Consider the following 20,801-nt stretch of genomic DNA (forward strand, 5'->3'; position numbering starts at 1 on the left):
GCCCGACCCCGCTTCACCACTCCCCCATCCTCATGAACTCTCCCGGAGGCACACGATGTCGGCTGTGAAGAGCAGAGCAATCCTGGTCGCCCTGGCGATCGCGCTGTCCGCGTCCGCGTGCAGCGGCACCGGCGGCGCGGGCTCCGCCGGCGGCTCCAAGGACGGCAAGGTCACCCTGCGCTGGTCCACCTGGGGATCGGCCGAGGACATGGAGGTCTTCAAGGCCTTCACCGAGGACTTCACCAAGCGGCACCCGAACATCACGCTGAAGCTCGAACCGGTCGCCTCCTACGAGGACTACCACCCCAAGCTGCTCACCCAGCTCACCTCGAAGACCGCGCCCGACGTCTTCTACGTCGGTGACGACTACATCGGCAAGCTCGTCGCCGACGGTGTGCTCGCCCCGCTCGACGAGCAGCTCGCCGGGCCGGACAGCAAGAGCCGGCCGGCGGACTTCTTCGAGGGCATCTACGGCGGCGCGAAGAAGGACGGCGTCACCTTCGGTGTCCCCAACGACACCAACCCCGAGGTCCTCTGGTACGACAAGAAGGCGCTGGCCGCCGCCGGGATCACCGAGGACCCCGCCGCGCTGAACGAGGCCGGCCGGTGGACGATGGCGACGTACCTGGAGATGAACGCCAAGCTCAAGGCCGCGGACAAGTACGGCTCCATCTTCTGGAACTGGTACGGCGCCAACTACAGCCTGGTCAACGGCTTCGGCGGCAAGGTCTGGGACGGCGGCAGGTTCGTCGCGCCGTCCGACCCGAAGGCCCGGCAGGCCCTCAGGACCCTCTACGACGGGTACCAGGACAAGACCTTCGCCTCCGCCGACCTGCTGCCCGAGGGCAACAGCGCGGCCACCCAGTTCGTGAAGCACAAGGCCGGCTTCTACGCCGGCGGCCGCTGGGTCATCGAGGGCATCCAGAAGGGCGGCGACCTCCAGAACTACGACATCGTGCCCTTCCCCTCGGAGTCCGGGCAGCCGATCCCGGGCGCGGTCGCGGCCTCCTACCTGACCGTCAACAAGGACACCAAGCACATGAAGGAGGCCTTCACCTTCCTGAGCGAGTTCGTCAGCAAGGAGGGCCAGCAGCTGCGGCTCAAGGGCGGCAGCGCCGTGCCGTCGATCAAGGGCGCCGAGAGCGTGGTGACGGACGGCGGCTACCCGGCACACGCCCGGACCTTCCTCGACGTACGCGACAAGGGCTTCGCCAACTACCCCGACGAGGTGGCCGTGCCCGGTCTGACCAAGGCCATCAACGACCAGCTCATGAAGATCTGGGAGGGCAAGACCGGCTTCGACGAGGGCATGACCCAGCTCCAGAAGCTGGTCGGCGACATGACGGGCCGAAAGGGTTGAGCGCCGTCACCCAGGCCCCCGCGCGGCGGTGGGCCCGCGCCGCCCGGACCGGCCGCGAACCGCTCTGGCGCCGGCGCGAGCGCTGGTGGGCCGCGCTCTTCCTGGCCCCCCAACTGCTCGGACTGCTGGCCTTCCTGGTCGGCCCGCTGGGCTTCGCGATCGTGCTGTCCTTCATGCGCTGGGACGGCCTCGGCGACGCCACCTGGGTCGGGCTGGACAACTTCCGGACCCAGCTCACCGACCCGTACTTCGGCCGCGCGGTGTGGAACACCCTCAAGATCGGCCTGATCACCGTGCCGGGCGGGCTCGTCCTGGCCCTGCTGCTGGCGCTCGCCCTGCACGGCGTGCGCGGCCGGACCGCCTACCGGGTGATCTACTTCCTGCCGGTCGTGACCAGTTCGGTCGCGGTGTCGGTGATCTGGCAGATGATCCTCGGCGGCGGCACCGACGGCATCCTGAACGGCACCGTGCAGGACCTCTTCGGCGTCACGCTGCCGAACTGGCTGGCGGATCCGGACTGGGTCGTCCCCGCCATCGCGGTGGTGACGATCTGGTCCTCGCTCGGCCTCAACGTGGTGATCTTCCTGGCCGGGCTGGCGACCATCCCGTCGAACCTGCTGGAGGCCGCGCGGATCGACGGCGCCGGGCCGTGGCAGACGCTGCGCTCCGTCATCCTGCCGATGCTCTCACCGACCGTCTTCTTCACCGTGGTGGTGTCGGTGATCAGCTCCTTCCAGGCCTTCGACCTGATCTACGTCCTGGTCAATCCCGACCACAACGAAGGCGCCCAGACCATCGTCTACAAGGTCTACCAACAGGGCTTCCGCGAGTTCCAGTTCGGCCTGTCGAGCGCCGCCGCGCTGATCCTCCTGCTGCTGACGCTCCTCGTCACGGCGGTCCAGTTCAAGGCGCAGAAGCGCTTCGTCCACTACGAGTCGTGAGGCCGGCATGACCATCCGGAAGCAGCTCCTCCTGCACGCCGTGCTCGCCCTCGGCGGCCTGCTCATGCTCTTCCCGTTCATCTGGATGATGCTGACCTCCTTCAAGGGCGCCGGCCAGATGATCAACGAGCCGCTGGCCTGGCTGCCCGGGCCGTGGCGCACCCGGAACTACCCGGACGTCCTCCGGCAGGTACCGATCGGGCGGGCGTACTGGAACAGCATGTACATCGCGGCGATCACCGTCGCCGCCACCCTGTTCACCGGCGCCATGGCGGCCTACGCCTTCGCCCGGATACCGTTCCGCGGCTCGGGGCCGGTGTTCGGCCTCTTCCTGGCGACCCAGATGGTCCCGGCGCAGGTCACCATCGTGCCGCTCTACATCATGCTGGCCAAGCTCCAGCTCATCGACTCGCACCTGGCGCTGATCCTGCCGGCGGTGGCCAACCCGTTCGCGGTGTTCCTGCTGCGCCAGTTCATCCGGGCCGTCCCGGTCGAGCTGGAGGACGCGGCGCGGATCGACGGCGCGAACCGCTGGACCATCTTCTGGCGGATCATCCTGCCCAACATCCGGCCGGGCCTGTGGACGCTCGGCATCATCGTCTTCCTGGCCAGCTGGAACAGCTACTTCTTCCCGCTGGTGTTCCTCAACACCCCGGACCTGTTCACCATCCCGCTGCTGCTCGACTCCTTCAACGCCCAGCACGGCGGCATCGACTACGGGATGACCGCCGCCCTGTCGGCGATGACCGTGGTGCCGATGCTGATCGCCTTCCTGGTCGGGCAGCGCAAGATCCTCAACAGCATGGCCTCCTCGGGCCTGGGAGGGCGCTGATGTTCACGCTGGACCTCGTGGAACGGCCGTTCACCGAGCGCGGCTCACGACTGCTGGTGACGGCCCACCCGGACGGGCTCCGGGTGGCCCGGGCCGAGTACGAGACCCCGCTCGCCGAGACCGTGGAGCTGAGCGCGCTGGTCGTGCGCGACCGCGGCGGACGCGCGCTGCCGGTGGTCTCGGCGACGCCCACCGAAGTGGCCTTCGCCGGCGGGGTGTCGCTGCTGTTCGCCGACGCCTCGACGCTGGTGATCACCGGCCACGGCGCCCAGGCCTTCTGGCGCCGGCCCGACGGCGCGGAGCAGTCGATCGCGCTCACCGGGTGCCACGTGCTGACCGGCCCGCCGGGGAACTGGTCGGAGCCGGCCGTGCGCGCCGCGGCCGAGGCCCGCTGGGACGCCTGGTTCGCGCGGATGCCGCCGGTGCCGGCCGACCTCGCCGAACCGGCCCGGACGGCCTGGTGGACGCTGGCCGTCAACCTGCTGCCGATCGGCGGCCGCGAGGGGCTCGTCCCGTCCAAGTACGGGTACGTCGGCGTCTGGAACTGGGACGCGCTGTTCCACGCCGTGGCCCTGCGGCACGCCTCGCCCGCGCTCGCCCGCGACCAGGTCCTGCTGCTGCTCGACCACCAGCTCCCCGACGGCCGGCTCCCCGACGTCGTCCACGACCGGGGCGTGCTCGCCGCCACCACCGACCTGCCCCGCGCGGACCACGCCCGGCTGGGCGAACACGTCGGCCGGGCCAACGGCACCGCGCCCTCCCCGGACCCGGTGCCGGTCACCAAACCGCCGCTGGCCGCGTGGGCCGTCTGGAAGATCCACCAGGCGGACCCGGACCTCGCGTTCCTCGCCGCGGTCTACCCCGGACTGGTCCGCGCCCACGCGTGGTGGTTCACCGCCTCCGACCCGGACGGCGACGGGCTCCCCGCCTATCTGCACCCGTACTCGTCCGGCCTGGACGACAGCCCCGTCTGGGACTACGGCCCCCGGGCCGAACCCCCCGACCTCAACTCCTACCTGATCCACCAGGCCGACCGGCTGGCCGACATCGCGGACGCCCTGGACCGGCCCGCGGAGGCCGCCCGGTGGCGCTCGCGCGCCGCCGCCCACGCCGAACTGCTGGTCGCCGAACGCTGGGACGGCACCCGGTTCGTCACCCTGGCCGACGACGCGCCGGTGCCGGTCCGGACCGCGCTGGACCTGATGCCGCTGTTCACCGGACGCCTTCCCGCCGAGGTCGCCGCCGCCCTGGAGAAGACCCTCCGGTCCGACGCCTTCTGGGGCGAGCACCCCGTCCCCACCGTGGCGTTCGACGATCCCGCCTTCGACCCGGAGGCGATGTGGCGCGGGCCGGTCTGGCTCAACATCAACTACCTGCTGATCGAGGGCCTGCGCCGCTCCGGCTTCACCGCCACCGCGGACGAACTCCACCGCCGCACGGTGGCGATGGTCCGCGACGCCGGCGGCCTCTACGAGTACTGGAACCCGCTGACCGGCGCCCGCGCGCGCCGGGCGACCTCCGGCTTCGGCTGGTCCGCCGCCCTGTTCGTCGACCTGGCGGTGAACCGGCCGGGACCGGCGGGCGCCCCCGGGTCGTAGCCCACCGGGACCACGGCGCTCAGCACCTCCGGGAAGGCCCGGCCGCGCCCGCTGAGCGCCGTCCCGGGCGCCGGGCGCACCGCGCGCCCGGCGCCCCGACGGTGGGTCACCCGTGGGAGAACGGGATCCTCGGGAGGACCTTGTCCAGCCCGGCGGGGGTGTGCCAGGCCGCGCGGCCGGTCAGGCGGAGCAGCACCGGCAGCAGGACGAGGCGGACCAGGGCCGCGTCGAGCAGGACGGCGACGCCGAGCACGACGCCCATCTCCTTCGGCGGCAGCGGCCCGGACAGGGCGAAGGTGAAGAAGACGGCGACCATCACGGCGGCGGCCGAGAGGACGACCCGGCCCGAGTGGGCGAGTGCGCCGACCATGGCCTCGCGCGGGTCCCCGGAGCGCTCGTAGTGCTCCTTGGCGGACGCGAGCAGGAACACCGTGTAGTCCATCGCGATCGCGAAGATCATCGCGAAGAAGAAGACCGGCGCCCACCCGTCCAGGAACCCCTGTGACCGGAAGCCGAGCAGGCCGGCGCCGTGACCGTCCTGGAAGACCAGCCGGGCGACCCCGAAGGCCGCACCGGTGGAGAGCAGGCTGGCCAGCGTGCCCAGCGCGGAGATCAGCGGAGCGCGCAGGGCGACGAGCAGCAGCAGGAAGCCCAGGACCATCACCACCCCGATGACCAGCGGGGTCCGCTCGGTGAGCAGGTGCTGCAGGTCGAGGTTCTCGACCGCCGCGCCGCCCACCAGGGTGTCGGCCGGGAGTTCGGCGCGCAGGGTGTGCACGGTGCGGCCCAGGTTCGGATCGGAGGGGTCGACGGTGGGGACGGCCTGGATCATCGACCAGCCGGAGCCGTCGGCGGCGGCCTGGGCGGGCAGCACGCCGGCGATCCCCGGCGTCCCGGCGAGCCGCGCGCCGACCGCGTCGGCCTGGCCGGTGGGGGTGAGGATCTGCAGGGTGCCGGGCGCGCCGGGGCCGAAGGCCCGCTGGACGGCGGCGTACCCGGCGCGGGAGCTGTCGTCCCCGGGGACGACGGTGATGGAGGGCATCGCGGTGCGCAGGCCGATCACCGGCGCGGCCAGCGCCAGCAGCACGGTCAGGGCGACGGCCCCGTAGCGGACGGGGTGGGCCCAGAGGCGCTCACCCCAGGCGGCGAACCGTGCCGAGCCGGTCCCGCCGGACTTCGCCCGGGGCAGGGCGAGCCCGTCGACGCGGTGGCCGAGCCGGCCGAGGACGGCGGGCAGCAGCGTGAGGGTGGCGGCGAGGACGAACAGGACGGCGAGCATGATGCCGCCGGCCATCGACCGGAACGCCGGAGCGGGCACGAGCAGCACGGCGGAGAGGCTGACCAGCACGGTGGCGCCGGAGAGCAGGACGGCCTTGCCGGCGGTGTCCATGGTCTCGGCCACCGCCGCGGCACTGTCCCGGGGGCCGCCGGTGGCGGGCCGGCCCGCGCGGGCGGCACGGAAGCGGACCACCAGGAACAGGGCGTAGTCGATGCCCAGGGCGAGGGCGAACATCATCGCGAAGTTCATCGCCCAGACCGAGACCGGGAACAGGTGGCTGATCAGGACCAGCGAGCCGGCCGAGGCGGCCAGGCCCGCCAGGGTGAGCAGCAGGGGGAGTCCGGCCGCGACCAGCGACCCGAAGGCCAGCACCAGGATGGCAAGGGTGACCGGCCAGGACATGATCTCGGACTTCATCATGGCGTCGTGGTTGGCGGTGTTGAAGTCGCTCCACAGCACGGAGGCGCCGGTGGCGTGCACCTCGATGCCGTCGCCGGAGAGCGCGGCGAGCGGGCCCTTCAGGTCGTCGGCGGCGCGGACCATCTCGTCCGGGTCGGCCTTGGCGCCGGCCAGCAGGATCGCGGTGCGGCCGTCCTCGCTGAGGGTGGCGCCGGGCTGCGGGGGGACGACCGCGGAGACCCTCGGGTCGGCGGCGGCGAGGGCCCCGGCCGCGCCGAGGACCCGCTGCACCGCCGGGTCGGAGACCGGGCGGTCGGCGCTCACCACGATCTGCAGCGCGGACGAGGCGTTGCCGGCGAAGTGCTGCTGGGCCAGGTGCCGCACCTGCACCGAGTCCGAGCCGTTGGCCTGCCAGCCGGCTCCGGACAGGGCGGTGGTCGCCTGCGGGGCGAACGCGCCGAGGCCTGCGACGATCACCAGCCAGCCGGCCAGGACGGCCTTGAAGTGCCGGACCGACCAGACCCCGAGGCGGCCGAGCAGGCCGGGGCGGGCCGGCTGGCTGTCGGGCGGTGCGGGAGGACTGTCGGTGAGGGCGGCGGGGCGGTTCACGGTGGCTCCTGGGCTGTACGAGCGGGGGAACGGGCTGGGCAGCACGGGCGGTGGGCGGGCTGGGCTGGGCTGGGCAGCACCGGGCTGCGTTGGGCGAAAATACGGAGGGGGGTATACAGGAGGGCAGCCGAAGGCCCGATCGCGCCGAGGGCGGAACGCCCCCCCCGGGGGGTGGGTCAGTCCCGCAGCGAGGCGAGCGCCGCGCGCAGGCGGGTGCCGGCCTCGGCGGCCACCGCCGCGAGCTCGGGCCGCCCGGTGAACCGGACCATCAGATCCGGGTCCATGGCCTCGACCACGGACCTGCCGTCCGCACTGCGGACGACGACGTTGCAGGGCAGCAGCAGGCCGATCCGGCGGTCCACTTCGAGCGCCCGGTGGGCCAGCGGCGGGTTGCAGGCACCGAGGATGAGGTAGTCCTCCAGCTCCTCGCCGAGCTTGGCCCGCAGGGTGGCCCGCACGTCGATCTCGGTCAGGACGCCGAAGCCCTGCTCCGCGAGGGCGGTGCGCACGCGGTCGACGGTCTCCGCGAAGGGGGCGTCGAGCGTGACGGTGATGCCGAGGTCGTGGTCCATGTCGTCTCTCCCATACCTGCGGGGGCGGGTGGCCGGATGCGGGCGCCGGGGCGGGCCCGTCGGCCGGATACCGGCAAATATACCCCCGGGGGTACCCGAGCGGCGGCGGGGTGCCCGTGACGACGACCACAGGACCGTCGTCCGCCCCCCCGGACCGGGCAGCCCGCCCCGGCTCCTCACCCGCCGGCCCCGGCCACCGGGGCGCCGGCCCGGCGGCGGCCGACCCGGCGCCAGATCTCCCGCTGCCCGCGGAGCGTGACCGTCCCCACCACGATCAGCACCACGATGTTGACCAGCAGTTGGAGGAGCGAGCCCCAGGCCGAGCGCCAGCTGGCGAAGGCGACGGACACCGCGATGTCCGCCGCCGCCGGAATCGTGGTGACCGAGATGAAGACGCCCAGCAGGGCACTCGTCCGCGCCTCGGTGAGCGAGACGATGCCGACCACACCGGCCAGCCCCGCCACCGCGAACGAGAAGAAGTCCGGGGTGTCGATCAGCTCGGAGACCGGCCGCACGCCCTGGCGGAACGCCACCGACTCGAAGCCGAAACCGCGGATCACCAGGGCGAAGAGGAAGGTGACGGCGATGGCCAGCAGGAAGCCCGCGCACAGTGCGGTCAGGCCCGTGCGGATCCGCCGGCCGTCCCGCCGGTCGATGCCCAGCGCGACGCCCACGATCGCCCCGTACTCGGGGCCGACGACCATGGCCGCGACGATCAGGATCTGGGAGTTGGTGACGATCCCGACCGCGCCGATGAGGCCGGCGACGACCAGGTAGAGGTAGAAGCTCGGCGCGTACGTCCCGACCGCACGGATCCGCGCCTCGACCTCCTCCCAGACGGGCACGTGCGCGAGGGCGCCGAGCCTGCGCGCCCCGGCCTCGGCGGCGCCGCCGACGAAGGCCATGTCCACCGGCTCGATGACGATGGAGCCCCGGCTGTCCAGGTGCACCGCGCGAAGCGCCCGCAGCACGTCGTTCGCCGCCCCGGTCAGCACGTCGCAGACGATCGCGTCACCGTCCGGGTGCCGCGCCCGGCCGGGTTGCACGATCAGATTGAGCACGGCGGGATCGCCGGCGAGGAGCACGACGATCCGGTCGGTGAGATCCGGCGGGCTCACCATCCGGACATGGATCATGTCCAATCCTGCACCTCCACGGGATCCGGCGTCCCGGCCGGGCGCCGACCCTGGCAGGATCCCTCATCCGGAGCGCTCCTCGGCGGCAACGCTCCGCAGCGGCGCTCGGGCCGCCGGGGCGCCGCCTCCGCCGCCCGAACGGGCGAATCCGGCGCCCCGGGTCGATAGTGGGGGCGAAGGACCATTCCGACCTGGGGACTCCCATGGATCGCTACCCTCCCATCGCCGAGCACGGCCTCATCGGCGACCTGCAGACCGCCGCACTGGTGACCTCGCGGGGCGTCGTGGACTGGTTCGCCGCACCGCGCTTCGACTCCCCCAGCATCTTCGCCGCCCTGCTGGACCACGACCGCGGCGGCTACTTCCGGCTCGCGCCGAACGACCCCGACGTGGCCTGCAAACAGCTGTACTACCCGGACACCGCGCTCCTCGTGACCCGGTTCATGTCGCCCGACGGGGTGGGCGAGCTGATCGACTGGATGCCACCGAACACCGGCGGGACCCCGACCGACCGGCACACCCTCGTCCGGACGGTGCGGACCGTGCGGGGCACCGTCCGCTTCGACATGGAGTGCCGCCCTCGGTTCGACTACGGCCGGGCCGACCACGACCTCGACCTGCGGCCCGATCTCGCCGTCTTCCGGGCCCCGGGCGTCTGCGCCTACGTCCGGAGCACCTTCCCCGTGGAGCGGGACGGCGACGACCTGCGGGGCTCCGTGACGCTGCGCGTCGGCGAGGCGGCGGCCGTCGTCCTCACCGTCTGCGACCCCGGCGGTGAAGCGCCACCGCCGCCCACCGTCGACGGGATCACCCGGGACCTCTGGGACTCCGCCGAGTTCTGGCAGCACTGGGTGCACGGCTCCAACTACCGGGGCCGCTGGCCCGACATGGTCAACCGCTCCGCGATCACCCTCAAGCTGCTGACGTACGCCCCCACCGGAGCCCCGGTGGCCGCGGCCACCATGGGGCTGCCCGAGCAGGTCGGCGGCGAACGCAACTGGGACTACCGCTACACCTGGGTGCGGGACGGTTCGCTCTCCGTGCGGGCGCTGCTCGACCTCGGCTTCGCCGAGGAGGCCACGGCCTTCATGCACTGGCTCGGCGACCGCGTGCGCGAGGCGCCCGAACGGGCCGCGCGGAACCGCGAACCGCTCCAGATCATGTACCGGGTGGACGGCGAGCCGATCCTGACCGAGGAGATCCTCGGTCATCTGGAGGGCTACCGCGGCTCCGCGCCGGTACGGCTGGGCAACGCGGCCTCCGACCAACTGCAGCTCGACATCTACGGCGAGGCGATGTACGCGCTCTCGGAGGGCCGCGAGATCGCCGTCCAGGCCGGCTACCGGGGCTGGAAGATGCTGTCCCGGATGCTGGACTGGCTGGCGGACTCGTGGGACCGGCCCGACGAGGGCATCTGGGAGACCCGCGGCGGCCGTCAGGACTTCACCTACAGCCGGGTGATGTGCTGGGCCGCCTTCGACCGCGGTCTGCGGCTGGCCTCCGACTTCCGCCGCCCGGCCCACACCGAGAGCTGGACGAGGACCCGCGACGCCATCCTGGAGCAGGTCATGGAGCACGGGTGGAACGAGGAGCTGCAGGCCTACGTCCAGCACTACGGCGGGGACTCCGTCCTGGACGCCTCGCTGCTGCTGATGCCCCGCGTCGGGTTCGTGGCCCCCCGGGACCCGTCCTGGCTCACCACCCTGGACGCGATGGACCGCACCCTGGTGTCCGACAGTCTGGTCTACCGCTACGACCCGGCCGCCTCCCCCGACGGCCTGCGCGGCTCGGAGGGCACCTTCAGCCTCTGCACCTTCCTCTACGTGGACGCGCTGGCCCGGGCCAACCGGCTGCGGCCCGCCCGGTACACCTTCGAGAAGATGCACACCTACGCCAACCACGTCGGCCTGTTCGCCGAGGAGGTCGGGCCGAGCGGCGAGCAACTCGGCAACTTCCCGCAGGCGTTCACGCACCTGTCGCTCATCATGGCGGCCAACACCCTGGACCAGGCACTCGACCGGCAGCGCGGCTGACGCGGCGGGCAGGCCCCGGCCCACCCACGAGTCCCACTGGCCGGGGCCTACGCCGCGGGCCCGGCCGGCGGCGTCAGCAGGACGGCGATGTCGCCGCCGCCCGGCGTCGGGGCGGCCGACCCGGTGACGGCGGCGAGCCGCCCGTCCGGCCGTACCAGGAACAGCACGTCGTGCCCGGCCGGGATCGCGCCGTCGACCCGGTGGGTGATGATCCGGGCACCCCCCGCGAACCGGCGGGCCAGCTCCGGCCGGTTGAGGCCGGGGCCGAACAGCGCCTCGCCGTCCGTGTACGGCGCGACCACGCCGTGGCTGCGGGTGGGCGGCTCCAGGCGGTGGACGGGCCCCTCCACGGTCTCCTTGAGGGTCACCGCCGCGAGCGCGTTGAAGTCGTCCTCCTCGGTGAGCAGCAGGACGTCGGTGATGCCCTCCAGCTCGGCTCCGGCCCCGGTGGCGGCGGCGAGCAGTTCACCGGGGGCCAGTGCGAGGCCGGCGTCCGCGATGCTCCGGCGCTGCCGGTCCAGCCCCGCCCACATGAGCACGTCGAGACCGGCCTCGCGCAGGGCGCGGCCCAGCTCCACCACCCAGGGCTCGCCGCCGACCAGCAGCGGCCGCGAGCGCGCCGAACGGCGGACGGCCAGGAGGCGGGCGACCGGGAGTGCGGTCAGGCCGTAGACCATGACGGTGGCGACGATCACCACGAAGGTGGCCGGGAGGATGTCCTGGGCGCCGTCGACGCCGGCCTCGACCAGGGCGGCGGAGAAGGTGGAGGCGGTGGCCGCGGCGACGATGCCGCGCGGTGCCATCCAGCCGATGAACCAGCGCTCGGGGTAGGAGATCTCGGTGCGGGCGGTGGAGAGCAGCGCCACCAGGGGCCGGACCACCAGGACGAGGACGGCGACCAGGCCGAGGGCGGGCAGCGCGACGTGCCGCAGCGACTGCGGGGTCACGGTGGCCGAGATGGTGATGAACAGCAGGCCGATGGTCAGCGAGACCAGGGTCTCGAAGAAGGGCCGGCGGGCCGAGAGGTCCAGGCCGGGCAGGTTGGCCAGGGCCAGGCCCATCACGACGGCGGCGATCAGGCCGGTGTCGTCGCGGAAGGCGTCGCAGAGCGCCGCGACCGAGACCACCGCGGCCAGCTGCACCGTGGTGCCGAGCACCTCGCCGAGGGCGAGGCGGCGCAGCAGCAGCCGGAGCACCGCCGCCCCGACGGCGCCGCCGGCCAGGCCGACCGCCGTGCTGCCGAGGAACTTGCCCAGTTGACCGGCCAGGCCGTGCTGCTCGCCGGCGAGGACGGCGTGGAAGACCAGCGCCCCGAGGATGCCGCCGATCGGGTCGATCAGCGTGCCCTCCCAGACCAGGATGCGCTGCAGGCGTTCGCCCGGCCGGACGAAACCGAGCAGCGGCCCCACCACGGTCGGGCCGCTGACCACGAGGATGGCGCCGAGCATCACGGCCGCGCTCAGCGGCAGGCCGAGGACGGGGACGGCGAGCAGTGCCGCCGACCCCCAGGTGATCAGGGCCCCGAGCCAGATCAGCCGGACGACGACCTTGCGGGTGTGGCCCTTGAGCCGGCGCAGGTCCAGTCCGAGCCCGGCGTCGTAGAGGATCACCGCCACGGCGAGCGAGACCAGCGGGGAGAACGCCGGGCCGAGCAGCTTCGCGGGGTTGACGTCGTCGGTCAGCGCGCCCGCGGTGAACCCGGCCGGCAGCAGCAGGAGGATCGCCGGCACCCGCAGCAGGCTCGCCAGCAGCTGGGAGCCGACGGCCAGGGCCATGATCAGGGCGAGGCCCAGCAGGATCTGCGTCGAAGTCATCGTGATCGCTCCTCGGGTGCCGTCCTGCCGGCCGGGCGCACCGTTCGGCCGGCGGCCGGCCGAACGGCGGACCGGTCAGCGGGAGACGTCCTCGTCGGTCAGGGGTTCCAGCACGCCGTGCGTGTCGAGGCGGTACAGCACGACCAGCGCCGGGCCGATCAGCACGAGTGACACGGCCGCGACGATCAGCATCCACCGCAGCGGCGCGGTCGCCCCCGCGGCCTGCTGGACGGTCAGCGAGGTGGGCACCAGGTAGGGCCGCTGGGCCGCGCCCCAGGCGGCGACCAGCAGGACCACCACGGCCACCGAGGTGTACCGGGCCCACCCGGCGGCCGGGCCGGCGACCAGCCACGTGGTGGCCGCCAGCGCCGCCACCGCGAGGAGCACCAGGACGAGCCCGGCGCCGTGGGTGAGCCCGTGGTGGACGTAGGTGGCGTGCGGGTCGGTCACGGTCAGCCCGGTCACGCCGAGGACGACCAGGGCGGCGGCGCCGATCCGGGCCCGGAGCCGGAAGTAGCCGACCAGGTCGTGGGCGCCGAAGCGGCGGGCGTCCACGGTGAGGAACACCGCCCCCAGGAAGGCGGTGGCCGCGACGGCGAGCAGTCCGGCCATGATCGAGGTGGTGTTGGCCCACGCGTCGGCGGAGGCGGTGGTGCCGGGCGCGACCCGTCCGGAGGCCACCCCGCCGAGGGCGGCGCCCAGGAAGAACGGCGTGAGCAGCGAGGCGACGGCGAAGACGGCGCCGTAGACCCGCCGCTCGGCGAGGCGCCGGGTGGGCTTGCGCAGCGCGAAGCCGGCGCCGCGCAGGACCATGCCGACGACGGCCAGCGCCAGCGGGAGCCACAGGGCGGTGAACACGGTCTGGAAGAACACCGGGAAGCCGGTCCACATCACCACGAGCACGAAGACCAGCCAGACGTTGTTGACCTCCCAGACGGGTGCCATGGCGTGGTCGATCAGCCGGCGCGGGCGGGCGCCGCGCTCGGCGCCGCCGGCCAGCAGGTCCCAGAATCCGGCGCCGTAGTCCACGCCGCCGCCGCCGGCGTAGGCGGCGATCGCGGCCAGCAGGATCCAGGCGACGACGGTCGCGGTCACCGGTCGCCTCCCGGTGCCCGACGGGTGCCCGGCGCCCCGGCGGGCTGCTCCGGACGCGGGCCGTAGGGGGTGTCGGTCTCCGGGTCCGCCGCGGCCGCCCCGGTGCCGGAGTCGGCGAGGCGCCACCGGGTGCGCATCTTCAGGACGACGGCGAGGAACGCCCCGAAGACGAGGACGTAGACCGTGACGACGATGCCGAACATGGTCCACAGCGAGGCGGCGCCGGTGGGGGTCACCGCCTCGGCGACCCGCATGTTCCCGTAGACGATCCAGGGCTGCCGGCCGACCTCGGTGGTGATCCAGCCGCATTCCACCGTCACCACGCTGGCGACCCCGGCGAGGGCCGCGCAGCGGAAGAACCAGCGGGACCTCGGCAGGTCACGGCGCCGCCACCAGCACCAGGCGTACCAGAGGGCGAGCAGGATCAGGACGCTGCCGACGGTGGCCATGATGTCGAAGGCCCAGTGCGCGATGGTCGCCTGGAGCGCCGTGGGGCGGTCGTCGGCCGGTACCGAGCTGAGCCCGGCGACCTGGGTGTCGGGGCTCAACCCGGCGAGGACGGAGTCGAGTTGGGGGATCTTGAGGCCACCCTTGACGCTGCCGTCTTCCTGGAGGCGGCCGAACAGGTACTCGGGCACATGGGTGTCGGTGTTCCAGACCAGCTCGGCGGCGGCGAACTTGACCGGCTGCTTGTGGAAGACCTGCCGGGCGATGTTGTCGCCGAGCACGAACTGGACGGGGGTGAGGACGGCCGCGACGGTGAACGGCACGGTGAAGCCGAGACGGTGGTAGCGGTCACGGCCTCCGCGCAGCCAGCCGACCGCGTAGACGCCGGCCACCACATAGCCCGCCGTGAGGAACATCGCGACGGCGAAGTGCCAGTACTGCGGGCCGAACATCGGTGTGAAGATCGCCTGTTGGACGCTGACGTCGACCGGCTTGCCGCTCGCGTCCAGCGTGAACCCCTGCGGGGTGTTCATCCACGAGTTGGCGGCGATGATGCCGAACGCTCCTATCAGGGCCGCCAGCGGCAGCGGCACGCCGAGCCAGAAGTGCGTCCACGGCTTCAGCCGGCGCCAGCCGTACAGGTAGATCGCGATCAGGATCGCCTCCAGGAAGAAGGCCCAGGCCTCCACCCCGAACCCGAGCCCGAAGACGTCCCCCCAGCGGCCCATCAGGCCGGGCCAGAGCAGCCCGAACTCGAAGGACAGCACCGTGCCGGTGACGATCCCGACGGCGAACTGGACGGCCATCACCGCGGACCACCGGCGGGCCAGCAGCAGGGCGACCGGGTCGGCGCGGCGCAGGCCCCGGTAGTGCATCAGCAGGGTGATCAGCGGCAGCGCCACGCCCAGCGGCACCAGGGTGATGTGCGAGGCGAGGGTGAACGCCATCAGCTCCCGGGCCGGGAGCAGCTGCGCGGGGGTGTCCGCCAGCAGGTGCGCGGCAGTGTTCACGCGGGCCTCCGCGGCGAGCGCCCGGCCCGGCCGGCGCACCGCCCGGCGCGGCGGACGCGGTGGCGCGCGGGCCGGTGGTCGGCCCCGCGGTGGTCCACGGTGCGGTCTTCCACGGTGCGGTCAGCCTCCGGTGGCGAAGCCGGGGAAGAGGGTCATCCCGCCGTCGACGTACAGGGTGGTGCCGACGACGTAGTCCATCAGGTCGGACGCCAGGACGGTCACCGCGTCGGCGATGTCCTGCGGGTCGCCGACCCGGCGGTAGGGGATCAGCCGCAGGAGGTCCGCCTCGGCCTCGGGGGTGTCCCAGGCGGACGTGTTGATCGGGGTGCGGATCGCGCCGGGCGCGACGGCGTTCACCCGGATCCCCCGGGGGGCGAGCTCCTGTGCCAGGGTCTGCATCAGCATCAGGACACCGCCCTTGGAGGACGCGTAGTTCACGTGGCCCGCCCAGGGGATGATCTGGTGGACCGAGCTCATGCAGACGATCTTCCCGGCCGAGCGGGACACCTCCGGGACGACGCCGCGGCGGATGAACTCCTTCGCCGCCTCCCGGGCGCACAGGAACTGGCCGGTGAGGTTGACGTCCAGCACCTTCTGCCACTGGGCGAGGGTCATCTCGGTGACGGCGGCGTCCCGTTGCAGCCCGGCGTTGGCCACCATGACGTCGATCGTGCCGAACTCCGCGACCATCCGGGCGACCATCGCGACGACCTGGTCCTCCTGGGAGACGTCCGCCTCGTGGGCGTAGGCCCGCACCCCGAAGGACCTGATCTCCGCGACCACCTCCTCGGCCGCGTCCGAGCCGAAGACGTAGTTCACCACCACGTCGGCGCCGGCCCGGCCCAGGGCGATCGCGGTCGCCCGGCCGATGCCGGAGTTCGCCCCGGTCACCAGGGCCCTCTGTCCCCGGAGGATCGGCGGCACCGACCGCCGGCCCCCATCCACAGGCGTTGTCATGACTGTCTCCCGTCCTTGGCCGCGAGCCGGCACCGAGGGACCACACTCGTGGGCGCGGGCCGGCGGCCGGGCGGACGGCTCGCCCCTGTCGGCCATTCGGGGCAGCGGGACTCCCCGGAGGGCGCAACGGGCCCGCCGGTCCGACCGCCCGGACGCTCCGATGCCCGGCCTAGCCGGCCGGCCGGCCGGGGGGCCGGCGCCCACCCCCGCCACCGGGAATCATGACGAAACCTTTACGACCGGGTCCCGCGCTCGCGGCCCGGGCCTCCTGACCTGCCCGAACGACCCGGCCGGCGGTCCGTCGGGCGACCGGGCGCGGCCCGGAGCCCGGCCCGCGCCCCGGAGAGGAGCCCGCTCCCCCGGGACCGGAGGCCCGCCGTCGAGTACGATCGCGCCGACAACGCGCCAGGTGGGGCGACGACACGTCCGGTGACGGTCAGCGGCCCCGGGGGCCACGGGAGTTGGCGGCGGCGGAAGCGCTCCCCGGCCAGGCGCACGGAGCGACGAGTCGTACGGGGGCGGTCGAGGATGGGCACACCAACGGGCAGCGGTCAGTTCAGCGTGAACGGTCAGGCGATGAAGGGCGCGCAGTCGGCCCTGAACGGCATGGCGATGGACAGCCCCACCATCGGCGCCCTGGCGGACGAGTCGACCAACGCGGCGGCCACGGCGCACAAGGGCTGGGAGAGCGCGGCGGCACTGCGCGCGGCGCTGGCCGAGTGGCACGAGCAGGTGGAGCAGCTGACGGCGCGGCTGCACCGGAACAGCGCCGCGATGGAGCAGACCACGCTCAACTACCACACCACCAACCAGTCCATCGCCGACCTGCTCAAGGTGAAGTGACCCATGCTCGGATACGAGGACGTCCTCAACGCCGGTCCCGCCACCCTGTCGACCGCCGCGACGCAGTGGCGGGCCATGGCCGACCGCTTCCACGCCATGGAGGGCGCCTTCGACCGCGATGTGCTCTCGGTGACCCGCAACGGGCTGTGGACGGGTGGCACGGCCGGGCTGGCCGACTTCCAACTCATGGCCACCAAGGGCCAGATCACGGCCGCCCAGGTCGAGGCGAAGGCGATGGCCTCGCTGCTCGACGACGCGCGCGCGGACTTCGAGGCCGCCCAGAAGCAGGTCCGCGAGGCCGCGGCGGGCGCGGTCCAGGCCGGGTTCAAGGTCACCGGCACCGGTGTCGCCGTCCTCGACCCCAGCACGCTCGACCCGGGCACGCGCAACGACCTGCACCACGACCCCGACACCCAGCGGGCCTACCAGGAGGCCGCCGGCAAGTGGAGCAAGGCCATCGAGGCCGGCCTCCAGCGGGCCACCGACGCCGACCAGCGCGCCGCGGCGGCCCTGCGCGGCGCCTCGAAGGCCGGCAGCGCCGACAACTCCTTCAACGGCCAGGCGATCGGCGGCGGCGACCAGGCCGACGCGAGGCGCGCCGCCGACCTCGCCACCCGGATCGACAGCCTGAACGGCGACGAGCGGGCGCAGCTGGCGAACCTGATGAAGGCCGACGCGGACAGTCCCGAGTTCTCCCGGACGCTGCTGGACGCGCTCGGCCCCGACGGCACTCTGAAGCTCGCGGAGAAGCTCAACGACCCCGGCAAGGACGACGGCAGGAAGGGCGCCTACCCGGGCCTGCAGACCGGGCTCACCCGGGCGATCGCCTCCGCCACCCAGGACCCGAACACCGAGTTCTACCGGAAGTGGCGCGCGGGGCTCCAGGAGAACGGCACCAGGAACTTCGGTTCCAACACCGAGCCGGTCTACGGGTACCAGATCCTCAGCACCCTGATGACCAAGGGCGACGCGACGTACTCCACGCCCTTCCTCACCGACCTCGCCGACGACATCACCGCGAGCGAGAAGAAGCACCCCGACCTGTGGAGTTACAAGGCCTCGCACGACGGGACGTCGCTGGGTGCCGACCCGCTGGACGAGGTGCTCGGCGTGATGGGCCGCCAGCCGGAGGCCGCCACCTCCTACCTCGACCCGGGCGCGGACGGCTCCAACCAGCGGCTGCACTACCTGCTGAAGGACCGGCACTGGCCGGAGGGCTACCTCACCGGCTACGGCGTGATGAAGGTGCCCGACCCGCTCTCCCAGAGCGGACTGGCCGCCGCGATCGAGGCGGCCTCCACCGGCGAACGGGCCGGCACGGCCCACGACGGCAAGCACACCGAGGCCCAGGCCCGGGTCATGCGCGACACCATCGTCACCATGGACGAGGGCCACGGCGGCGACACGGTCAAGGACACCCTGCGCCGGCCGCTCGCCAACGCCCTCGCCGACTACGTCGGCGACACCCACGAGCTGCTCAACGGCCGCAACGACGCCTACAACGGCCACCTCGGGCACGACTCGGTGTGGAAGGACGGCGACACCACCCGGATGGCCGTCGGCCAGGACAGCCTGGTGCGGTTCATGCGCGGCCTCTCCGACGACCCGGCCGCCTACGGCACCCTGCACCGCGCCGAGACGGGCCGGATCGACCAGGAGTTCGCGGCGATCGGCCCCAACCCCACCGAGGCCCAGATGAAGGACCCGATGGGCAAGGGCGCCGCCGCGCTCGGGGTCTTCGACGCGATCCGCGCGGACGCCGCGATGGACCTGCGCGACGACAAGAACGCCCAGGCCGACTGGAAGGCCAAGGTGCTCTACCACACCATCGGCGCCCCGATCACGCCGATCGCCCCGCTCGGCGACGCCGCCCAGCGCCTGGTCGACACCTGGACGTACGCGGTCAGCCTGGAGGAGAAGGACCAGAACAACACCGCGGCCAACGCGAAGATCTCGGACACCTACCTGGGTGCCAACCGGCAGATGTCCGACATGGTCGGCATCTGGGCCAGGGACCGCGGCATGGACCCCGACAGCCCCACCGTCAACTCGCTGCAGGACGACATGCTCAACAGCCGCAACCGCAGCAACGACGTCGCCGGCCGCTACCTCGGCCGGGGCAACGCCTGATGGCGGCCCTCCCCGGCGGCCGGCGCACCACGGCCGCCGTCGCCGGCCTGGCGGTGGCGGCCGCCGTCGGCACCGGGCTGTGGTGGACGCTGGGGCGCGACGACCCCGACCGGGACTGCGCCGGTCTGCGCACGGACAGCCGCGTCCGGACCGTCCTCGGCGACTCCTGGCGGTCCGGGCTGCCGTGCGGCGAACTCGCCGAGGGGCTCCGCCGGGCCACCACCGGGGAGCAGCCCGGCTCCCACACCCTGGCCCAGGCCCGCGCGATGCGCGCGGTCGTCCTGGCCGTCGCCGACGCCCCCGGCCACCACGTCCACCCGGCCGTGCGCGGCCCGCTCGCCCAGGCGCTCGCCGACTACGCCGCCGACACCCACCCGGTGCTCACCGGCATCAGCGACGCCGCCATGGCGCACGACGGCCCGGACGCCGACGCCTGGCAGGACGGGCGGGGCGTGCACTTCGCCGTCCCGAAGGACCGGCTGATCGGCGTCCTGCGCGGCGTCGGCGAGAGCCCGGCGGCCTACGCGGCCCTGCGCGGCGCCGACCTGCGGCAGGGCGCGGCCGGCCTGGCCGCCGTCCCGACCGCCCCAGCCCCTCCTTCCGGGGCGGCGGTCGAGGACCCGCTGGCCCGCGCGGCCGCACCCGCCGGGGTCTTCGACGGCATCGCCGAGGAGATCCTGCGCGACCGCGGCGACGGCGCGCGCACCGCCTGGCAGGAGGCCGCGCTCCAGGGCCTGGCTCCCTCCGGGGCGACGCCCCCGGCGTACGGTGACGCCCCCGCCGAGTACCTCACCCGGACCTGGCTGCTCCGGCTCGCCGGGCCCGCTCCCACGGCGCGGGAACGGTTCGCCGGCCTGAACGACCAGGCCGCCGGGCTGCTGGCGCTCTGGGCCGACGCGACCCACCAGGACAAGGGCGGGATCGGCCTGCCCGCCCTCCAGGACCGGGCCCGCGCGTCCACCGATCGCGAACGGGCCGCCACGGCCGGGCTGCTGGAGCAGGACGCCTCCTGATCCCGGTCCGGGCGGCGCGCCGACCGCGGGGGCACCCGACGCATGGAAGCCCCGAACCGGGGCAGACGCGACACAGGCCCGCCCCGAACCGGGCGGCGACGAACGTCACGGAGGAGATCACCATGAGCGGCGAGGACAAGGCCAAGAACATCGCGCAGAAGGCGAAGGGCAAGGCCGAGGAGGCGGCCGGCAAGGCGGTCGGCAACGAGCGGCTGACCGCGGAGGGCAAGGCCGACCAGGTGAGCGGCGACGCCAAGCAGGCGGGAGAGAAGATCAAGGACGTCTTCAAGCACTGAACCGTCCCGAGGACCGGCGGTGCCCGCGACAGGGCGGGCGCGGCCGTCCTGTCGCGGGCCCGGGAGGGCTACTCCGGCCGGGCGCAGGGGCGGTCCTCGTCGTGGCCGCAGAGCCAGGCGAGCGCCTGGTAGGCACCGAGGGCGTAGGCGGCGTCGACGTCGTCCCGCCGTGCCTCGCTCACCCGGACGGCCGCGGCCTGGCATTCGGCGAGCAACTGGGCCCGGCAGGGTCCGCCGGAGGCCCCGAGCGGGGCGGCGGCGGTCACCGGAGCACCCGGCTGGGTGCCGGCGGCCCACCGGTAGGCACCGAGCACACCGTGTTCGAAGCCGGTCCACGGTTGCGGCGACCGGTTGGCCGCCTCGATCGCCTCGAACACCGCGTCCAGCCCCCGCGCCCCCACGGCGGGGATCGTCGTCTCGTCACTGGTCATGCCCGC

17 protein-coding genes are annotated in these 20,801 nt (G+C 73.4%); 9 read left to right on the forward strand and 8 right to left on the reverse strand.

Going from position 1 to position 20,801, the window contains the following annotated elements; translation table 11 throughout:
* Positions 1-64: 64 nt before the first annotated feature.
* The 4 genes from ACIQTO_RS11465 to ACIQTO_RS11480 are packed head-to-tail and all read left to right on the forward strand — an operon-like array spanning position 65 to position 4,731.
* Positions 65-1,360 carry an ABC transporter substrate-binding protein gene (locus tag ACIQTO_RS11465; protein ID WP_402386147.1) on the forward strand — a complete coding sequence of 432 codons (1,296 nt, stop codon included), beginning with the start codon at positions 65-67 and terminating at the stop codon, positions 1,358-1,360.
* Positions 1,357-2,301, forward strand: coding sequence for a carbohydrate ABC transporter permease (locus ACIQTO_RS11470; protein ID WP_402386150.1), 945 nt, complete (start codon positions 1,357-1,359; stop codon positions 2,299-2,301). Before ACIQTO_RS11465 ends, ACIQTO_RS11470 begins: the two co-directional genes overlap by 4 nt.
* A gap of 7 nt (positions 2,302-2,308) precedes the next feature.
* Positions 2,309-3,133: a carbohydrate ABC transporter permease gene (locus ACIQTO_RS11475; RefSeq protein WP_402386152.1), complete on the forward strand. Its 825-nt coding sequence runs from the start codon at positions 2,309-2,311 to the stop codon at positions 3,131-3,133.
* On the forward strand, positions 3,133-4,731 hold the full coding sequence (locus tag ACIQTO_RS11480; protein WP_402386155.1) for an amylo-alpha-1,6-glucosidase: 1,599 nt from the start codon (positions 3,133-3,135) through the stop codon (positions 4,729-4,731). Before ACIQTO_RS11475 ends, ACIQTO_RS11480 begins: the two co-directional genes overlap by 1 nt.
* A gap of 106 nt (positions 4,732-4,837) precedes the next feature.
* On the opposite strand, the gene ACIQTO_RS11485 is transcribed toward ACIQTO_RS11480, so the two are convergent.
* From ACIQTO_RS11485 to ACIQTO_RS11495, 3 genes are all read right to left on the reverse strand, one after another.
* Positions 4,838-7,018 carry an MMPL family transporter gene (locus ACIQTO_RS11485; RefSeq protein WP_402386157.1) on the reverse strand — a complete coding sequence of 727 codons (2,181 nt, stop codon included), beginning with the start codon at positions 7,016-7,018 and terminating at the stop codon, positions 4,838-4,840.
* A 176-nt stretch (positions 7,019-7,194) separates the two neighbouring features.
* Positions 7,195-7,590, reverse strand: a complete 396-nt coding sequence (locus ACIQTO_RS11490) for a DUF302 domain-containing protein (protein WP_402386160.1) — start codon at positions 7,588-7,590, stop codon at positions 7,195-7,197.
* Between the two features lie 176 nt (positions 7,591-7,766).
* The gene (locus tag ACIQTO_RS11495; protein WP_402386162.1) at positions 7,767-8,732 is read right to left on the reverse strand and encodes a DUF389 domain-containing protein; all 966 of its coding nucleotides are present in this window, start codon (positions 8,730-8,732) and stop codon (positions 7,767-7,769) included.
* 197 nt (positions 8,733-8,929) lie between these two features.
* Between ACIQTO_RS11495 and ACIQTO_RS11500 the strand changes: the two genes are divergently transcribed.
* Positions 8,930-10,759 (forward strand): glycoside hydrolase family 15 protein, encoded by a 1,830-nt coding sequence (locus tag ACIQTO_RS11500; RefSeq protein WP_402386165.1) that lies wholly within the window; start codon positions 8,930-8,932, stop codon positions 10,757-10,759.
* A gap of 47 nt (positions 10,760-10,806) precedes the next feature.
* Here the strand turns inward: ACIQTO_RS11500 and ACIQTO_RS11505 are convergent, their stop codons facing one another.
* From ACIQTO_RS11505 to ACIQTO_RS11520, 4 genes are all read right to left on the reverse strand, one after another.
* A complete protein-coding gene (locus tag ACIQTO_RS11505) occupies positions 10,807-12,573 on the reverse strand; it encodes a cation:proton antiporter (protein ID WP_402386167.1) in 1,767 nt (588 codons plus the stop codon).
* 75 nt (positions 12,574-12,648) lie between these two features.
* Positions 12,649-13,668, reverse strand: coding sequence for a cytochrome d ubiquinol oxidase subunit II (locus ACIQTO_RS11510; RefSeq protein ID WP_402386170.1), 1,020 nt, complete (start codon positions 13,666-13,668; stop codon positions 12,649-12,651).
* Positions 13,665-15,062 (reverse strand): cytochrome ubiquinol oxidase subunit I, encoded by a 1,398-nt coding sequence (locus ACIQTO_RS11515; RefSeq protein ID WP_402386292.1) that lies wholly within the window; start codon positions 15,060-15,062, stop codon positions 13,665-13,667. Before ACIQTO_RS11515 ends, ACIQTO_RS11510 begins: the two co-directional genes overlap by 4 nt.
* 183 nt (positions 15,063-15,245) lie before the next feature.
* Positions 15,246-16,082, reverse strand: a complete 837-nt coding sequence (locus ACIQTO_RS11520; protein ID WP_402386173.1) for an SDR family oxidoreductase — start codon at positions 16,080-16,082, stop codon at positions 15,246-15,248.
* 528 nt (positions 16,083-16,610) lie between these two features.
* Between ACIQTO_RS11520 and ACIQTO_RS11525 the strand changes: the two genes are divergently transcribed.
* The 4 genes from ACIQTO_RS11525 to ACIQTO_RS11540 all read left to right on the forward strand — a co-directional run bounded on the left by ACIQTO_RS11525 (position 16,611) and on the right by ACIQTO_RS11540 (position 20,364).
* Complete coding sequence (locus ACIQTO_RS11525; RefSeq protein WP_402386175.1) at positions 16,611-16,925, forward strand: hypothetical protein; 315 nt, start codon at positions 16,611-16,613, stop codon at positions 16,923-16,925.
* Between the two features lie 3 nt (positions 16,926-16,928).
* Entirely contained in the window at positions 16,929-19,055 is a 2,127-nt protein-coding gene (locus ACIQTO_RS11530; protein ID WP_402386178.1) for a hypothetical protein, read from the forward strand.
* A complete protein-coding gene (locus ACIQTO_RS11535; protein WP_402386181.1) occupies positions 19,055-20,068 on the forward strand; it encodes a hypothetical protein in 1,014 nt (337 codons plus the stop codon). Before ACIQTO_RS11530 ends, ACIQTO_RS11535 begins: the two co-directional genes overlap by 1 nt.
* Positions 20,069-20,190: 122 nt before the next feature.
* On the forward strand, positions 20,191-20,364 hold the full coding sequence (locus ACIQTO_RS11540) for a CsbD family protein (protein WP_402386184.1): 174 nt from the start codon (positions 20,191-20,193) through the stop codon (positions 20,362-20,364).
* 68 nt (positions 20,365-20,432) lie between these two features.
* Here the strand turns inward: ACIQTO_RS11540 and ACIQTO_RS11545 are convergent, their stop codons facing one another.
* Positions 20,433-20,795 carry a hypothetical protein gene (locus ACIQTO_RS11545; RefSeq protein ID WP_402386187.1) on the reverse strand — a complete coding sequence of 121 codons (363 nt, stop codon included), beginning with the start codon at positions 20,793-20,795 and terminating at the stop codon, positions 20,433-20,435.
* Between the last annotated feature and the right edge of the window lie 6 nt (positions 20,796-20,801).

This window comes from Kitasatospora sp. NPDC091207, assembly GCF_044768625.1.
Taxonomy (GTDB): domain Bacteria; phylum Actinomycetota; class Actinomycetes; order Streptomycetales; family Streptomycetaceae; genus Kitasatospora.

Excerpts from the sequence above, each read along its gene's own strand:
- ACIQTO_RS11475 (WP_402386152.1), top strand. The coding sequence starts at position 2,309 with ATGACCATCCGGAAGCAGCTCCTCCTGCACGCCGTGCTCGCCCTCGGC.
- ACIQTO_RS11480 (WP_402386155.1), top strand. The coding sequence starts at position 3,133 with ATGTTCACGCTGGACCTCGTGGAACGGCCGTTCACCGAGCGCGGCTCA.
- ACIQTO_RS11490 (WP_402386160.1), bottom strand. The coding sequence starts at position 7,590 with ATGGACCACGACCTCGGCATCACCGTCACGCTCGACGCCCCCTTCGCG.
- ACIQTO_RS11500 (WP_402386165.1), top strand. The coding sequence starts at position 8,930 with ATGGATCGCTACCCTCCCATCGCCGAGCACGGCCTCATCGGCGACCTG.
- ACIQTO_RS11505 (WP_402386167.1), bottom strand. The coding sequence starts at position 12,573 with ATGACTTCGACGCAGATCCTGCTGGGCCTCGCCCTGATCATGGCCCTG.
- ACIQTO_RS11515 (WP_402386292.1), bottom strand. The coding sequence starts at position 15,062 with ATGGCGTTCACCCTCGCCTCGCACATCACCCTGGTGCCGCTGGGCGTG.
- ACIQTO_RS11520 (WP_402386173.1), bottom strand. The coding sequence starts at position 16,082 with ATGACAACGCCTGTGGATGGGGGCCGGCGGTCGGTGCCGCCGATCCTC.
- ACIQTO_RS11525 (WP_402386175.1), top strand. The coding sequence starts at position 16,611 with ATGGGCACACCAACGGGCAGCGGTCAGTTCAGCGTGAACGGTCAGGCG.
- ACIQTO_RS11530 (WP_402386178.1), top strand. The coding sequence starts at position 16,929 with ATGCTCGGATACGAGGACGTCCTCAACGCCGGTCCCGCCACCCTGTCG.
- ACIQTO_RS11535 (WP_402386181.1), top strand. The coding sequence starts at position 19,055 with ATGGCGGCCCTCCCCGGCGGCCGGCGCACCACGGCCGCCGTCGCCGGC.
- ACIQTO_RS11540 (WP_402386184.1), top strand. The coding sequence starts at position 20,191 with ATGAGCGGCGAGGACAAGGCCAAGAACATCGCGCAGAAGGCGAAGGGC.
- ACIQTO_RS11545 (WP_402386187.1), bottom strand. The coding sequence starts at position 20,795 with ATGACCAGTGACGAGACGACGATCCCCGCCGTGGGGGCGCGGGGGCTG.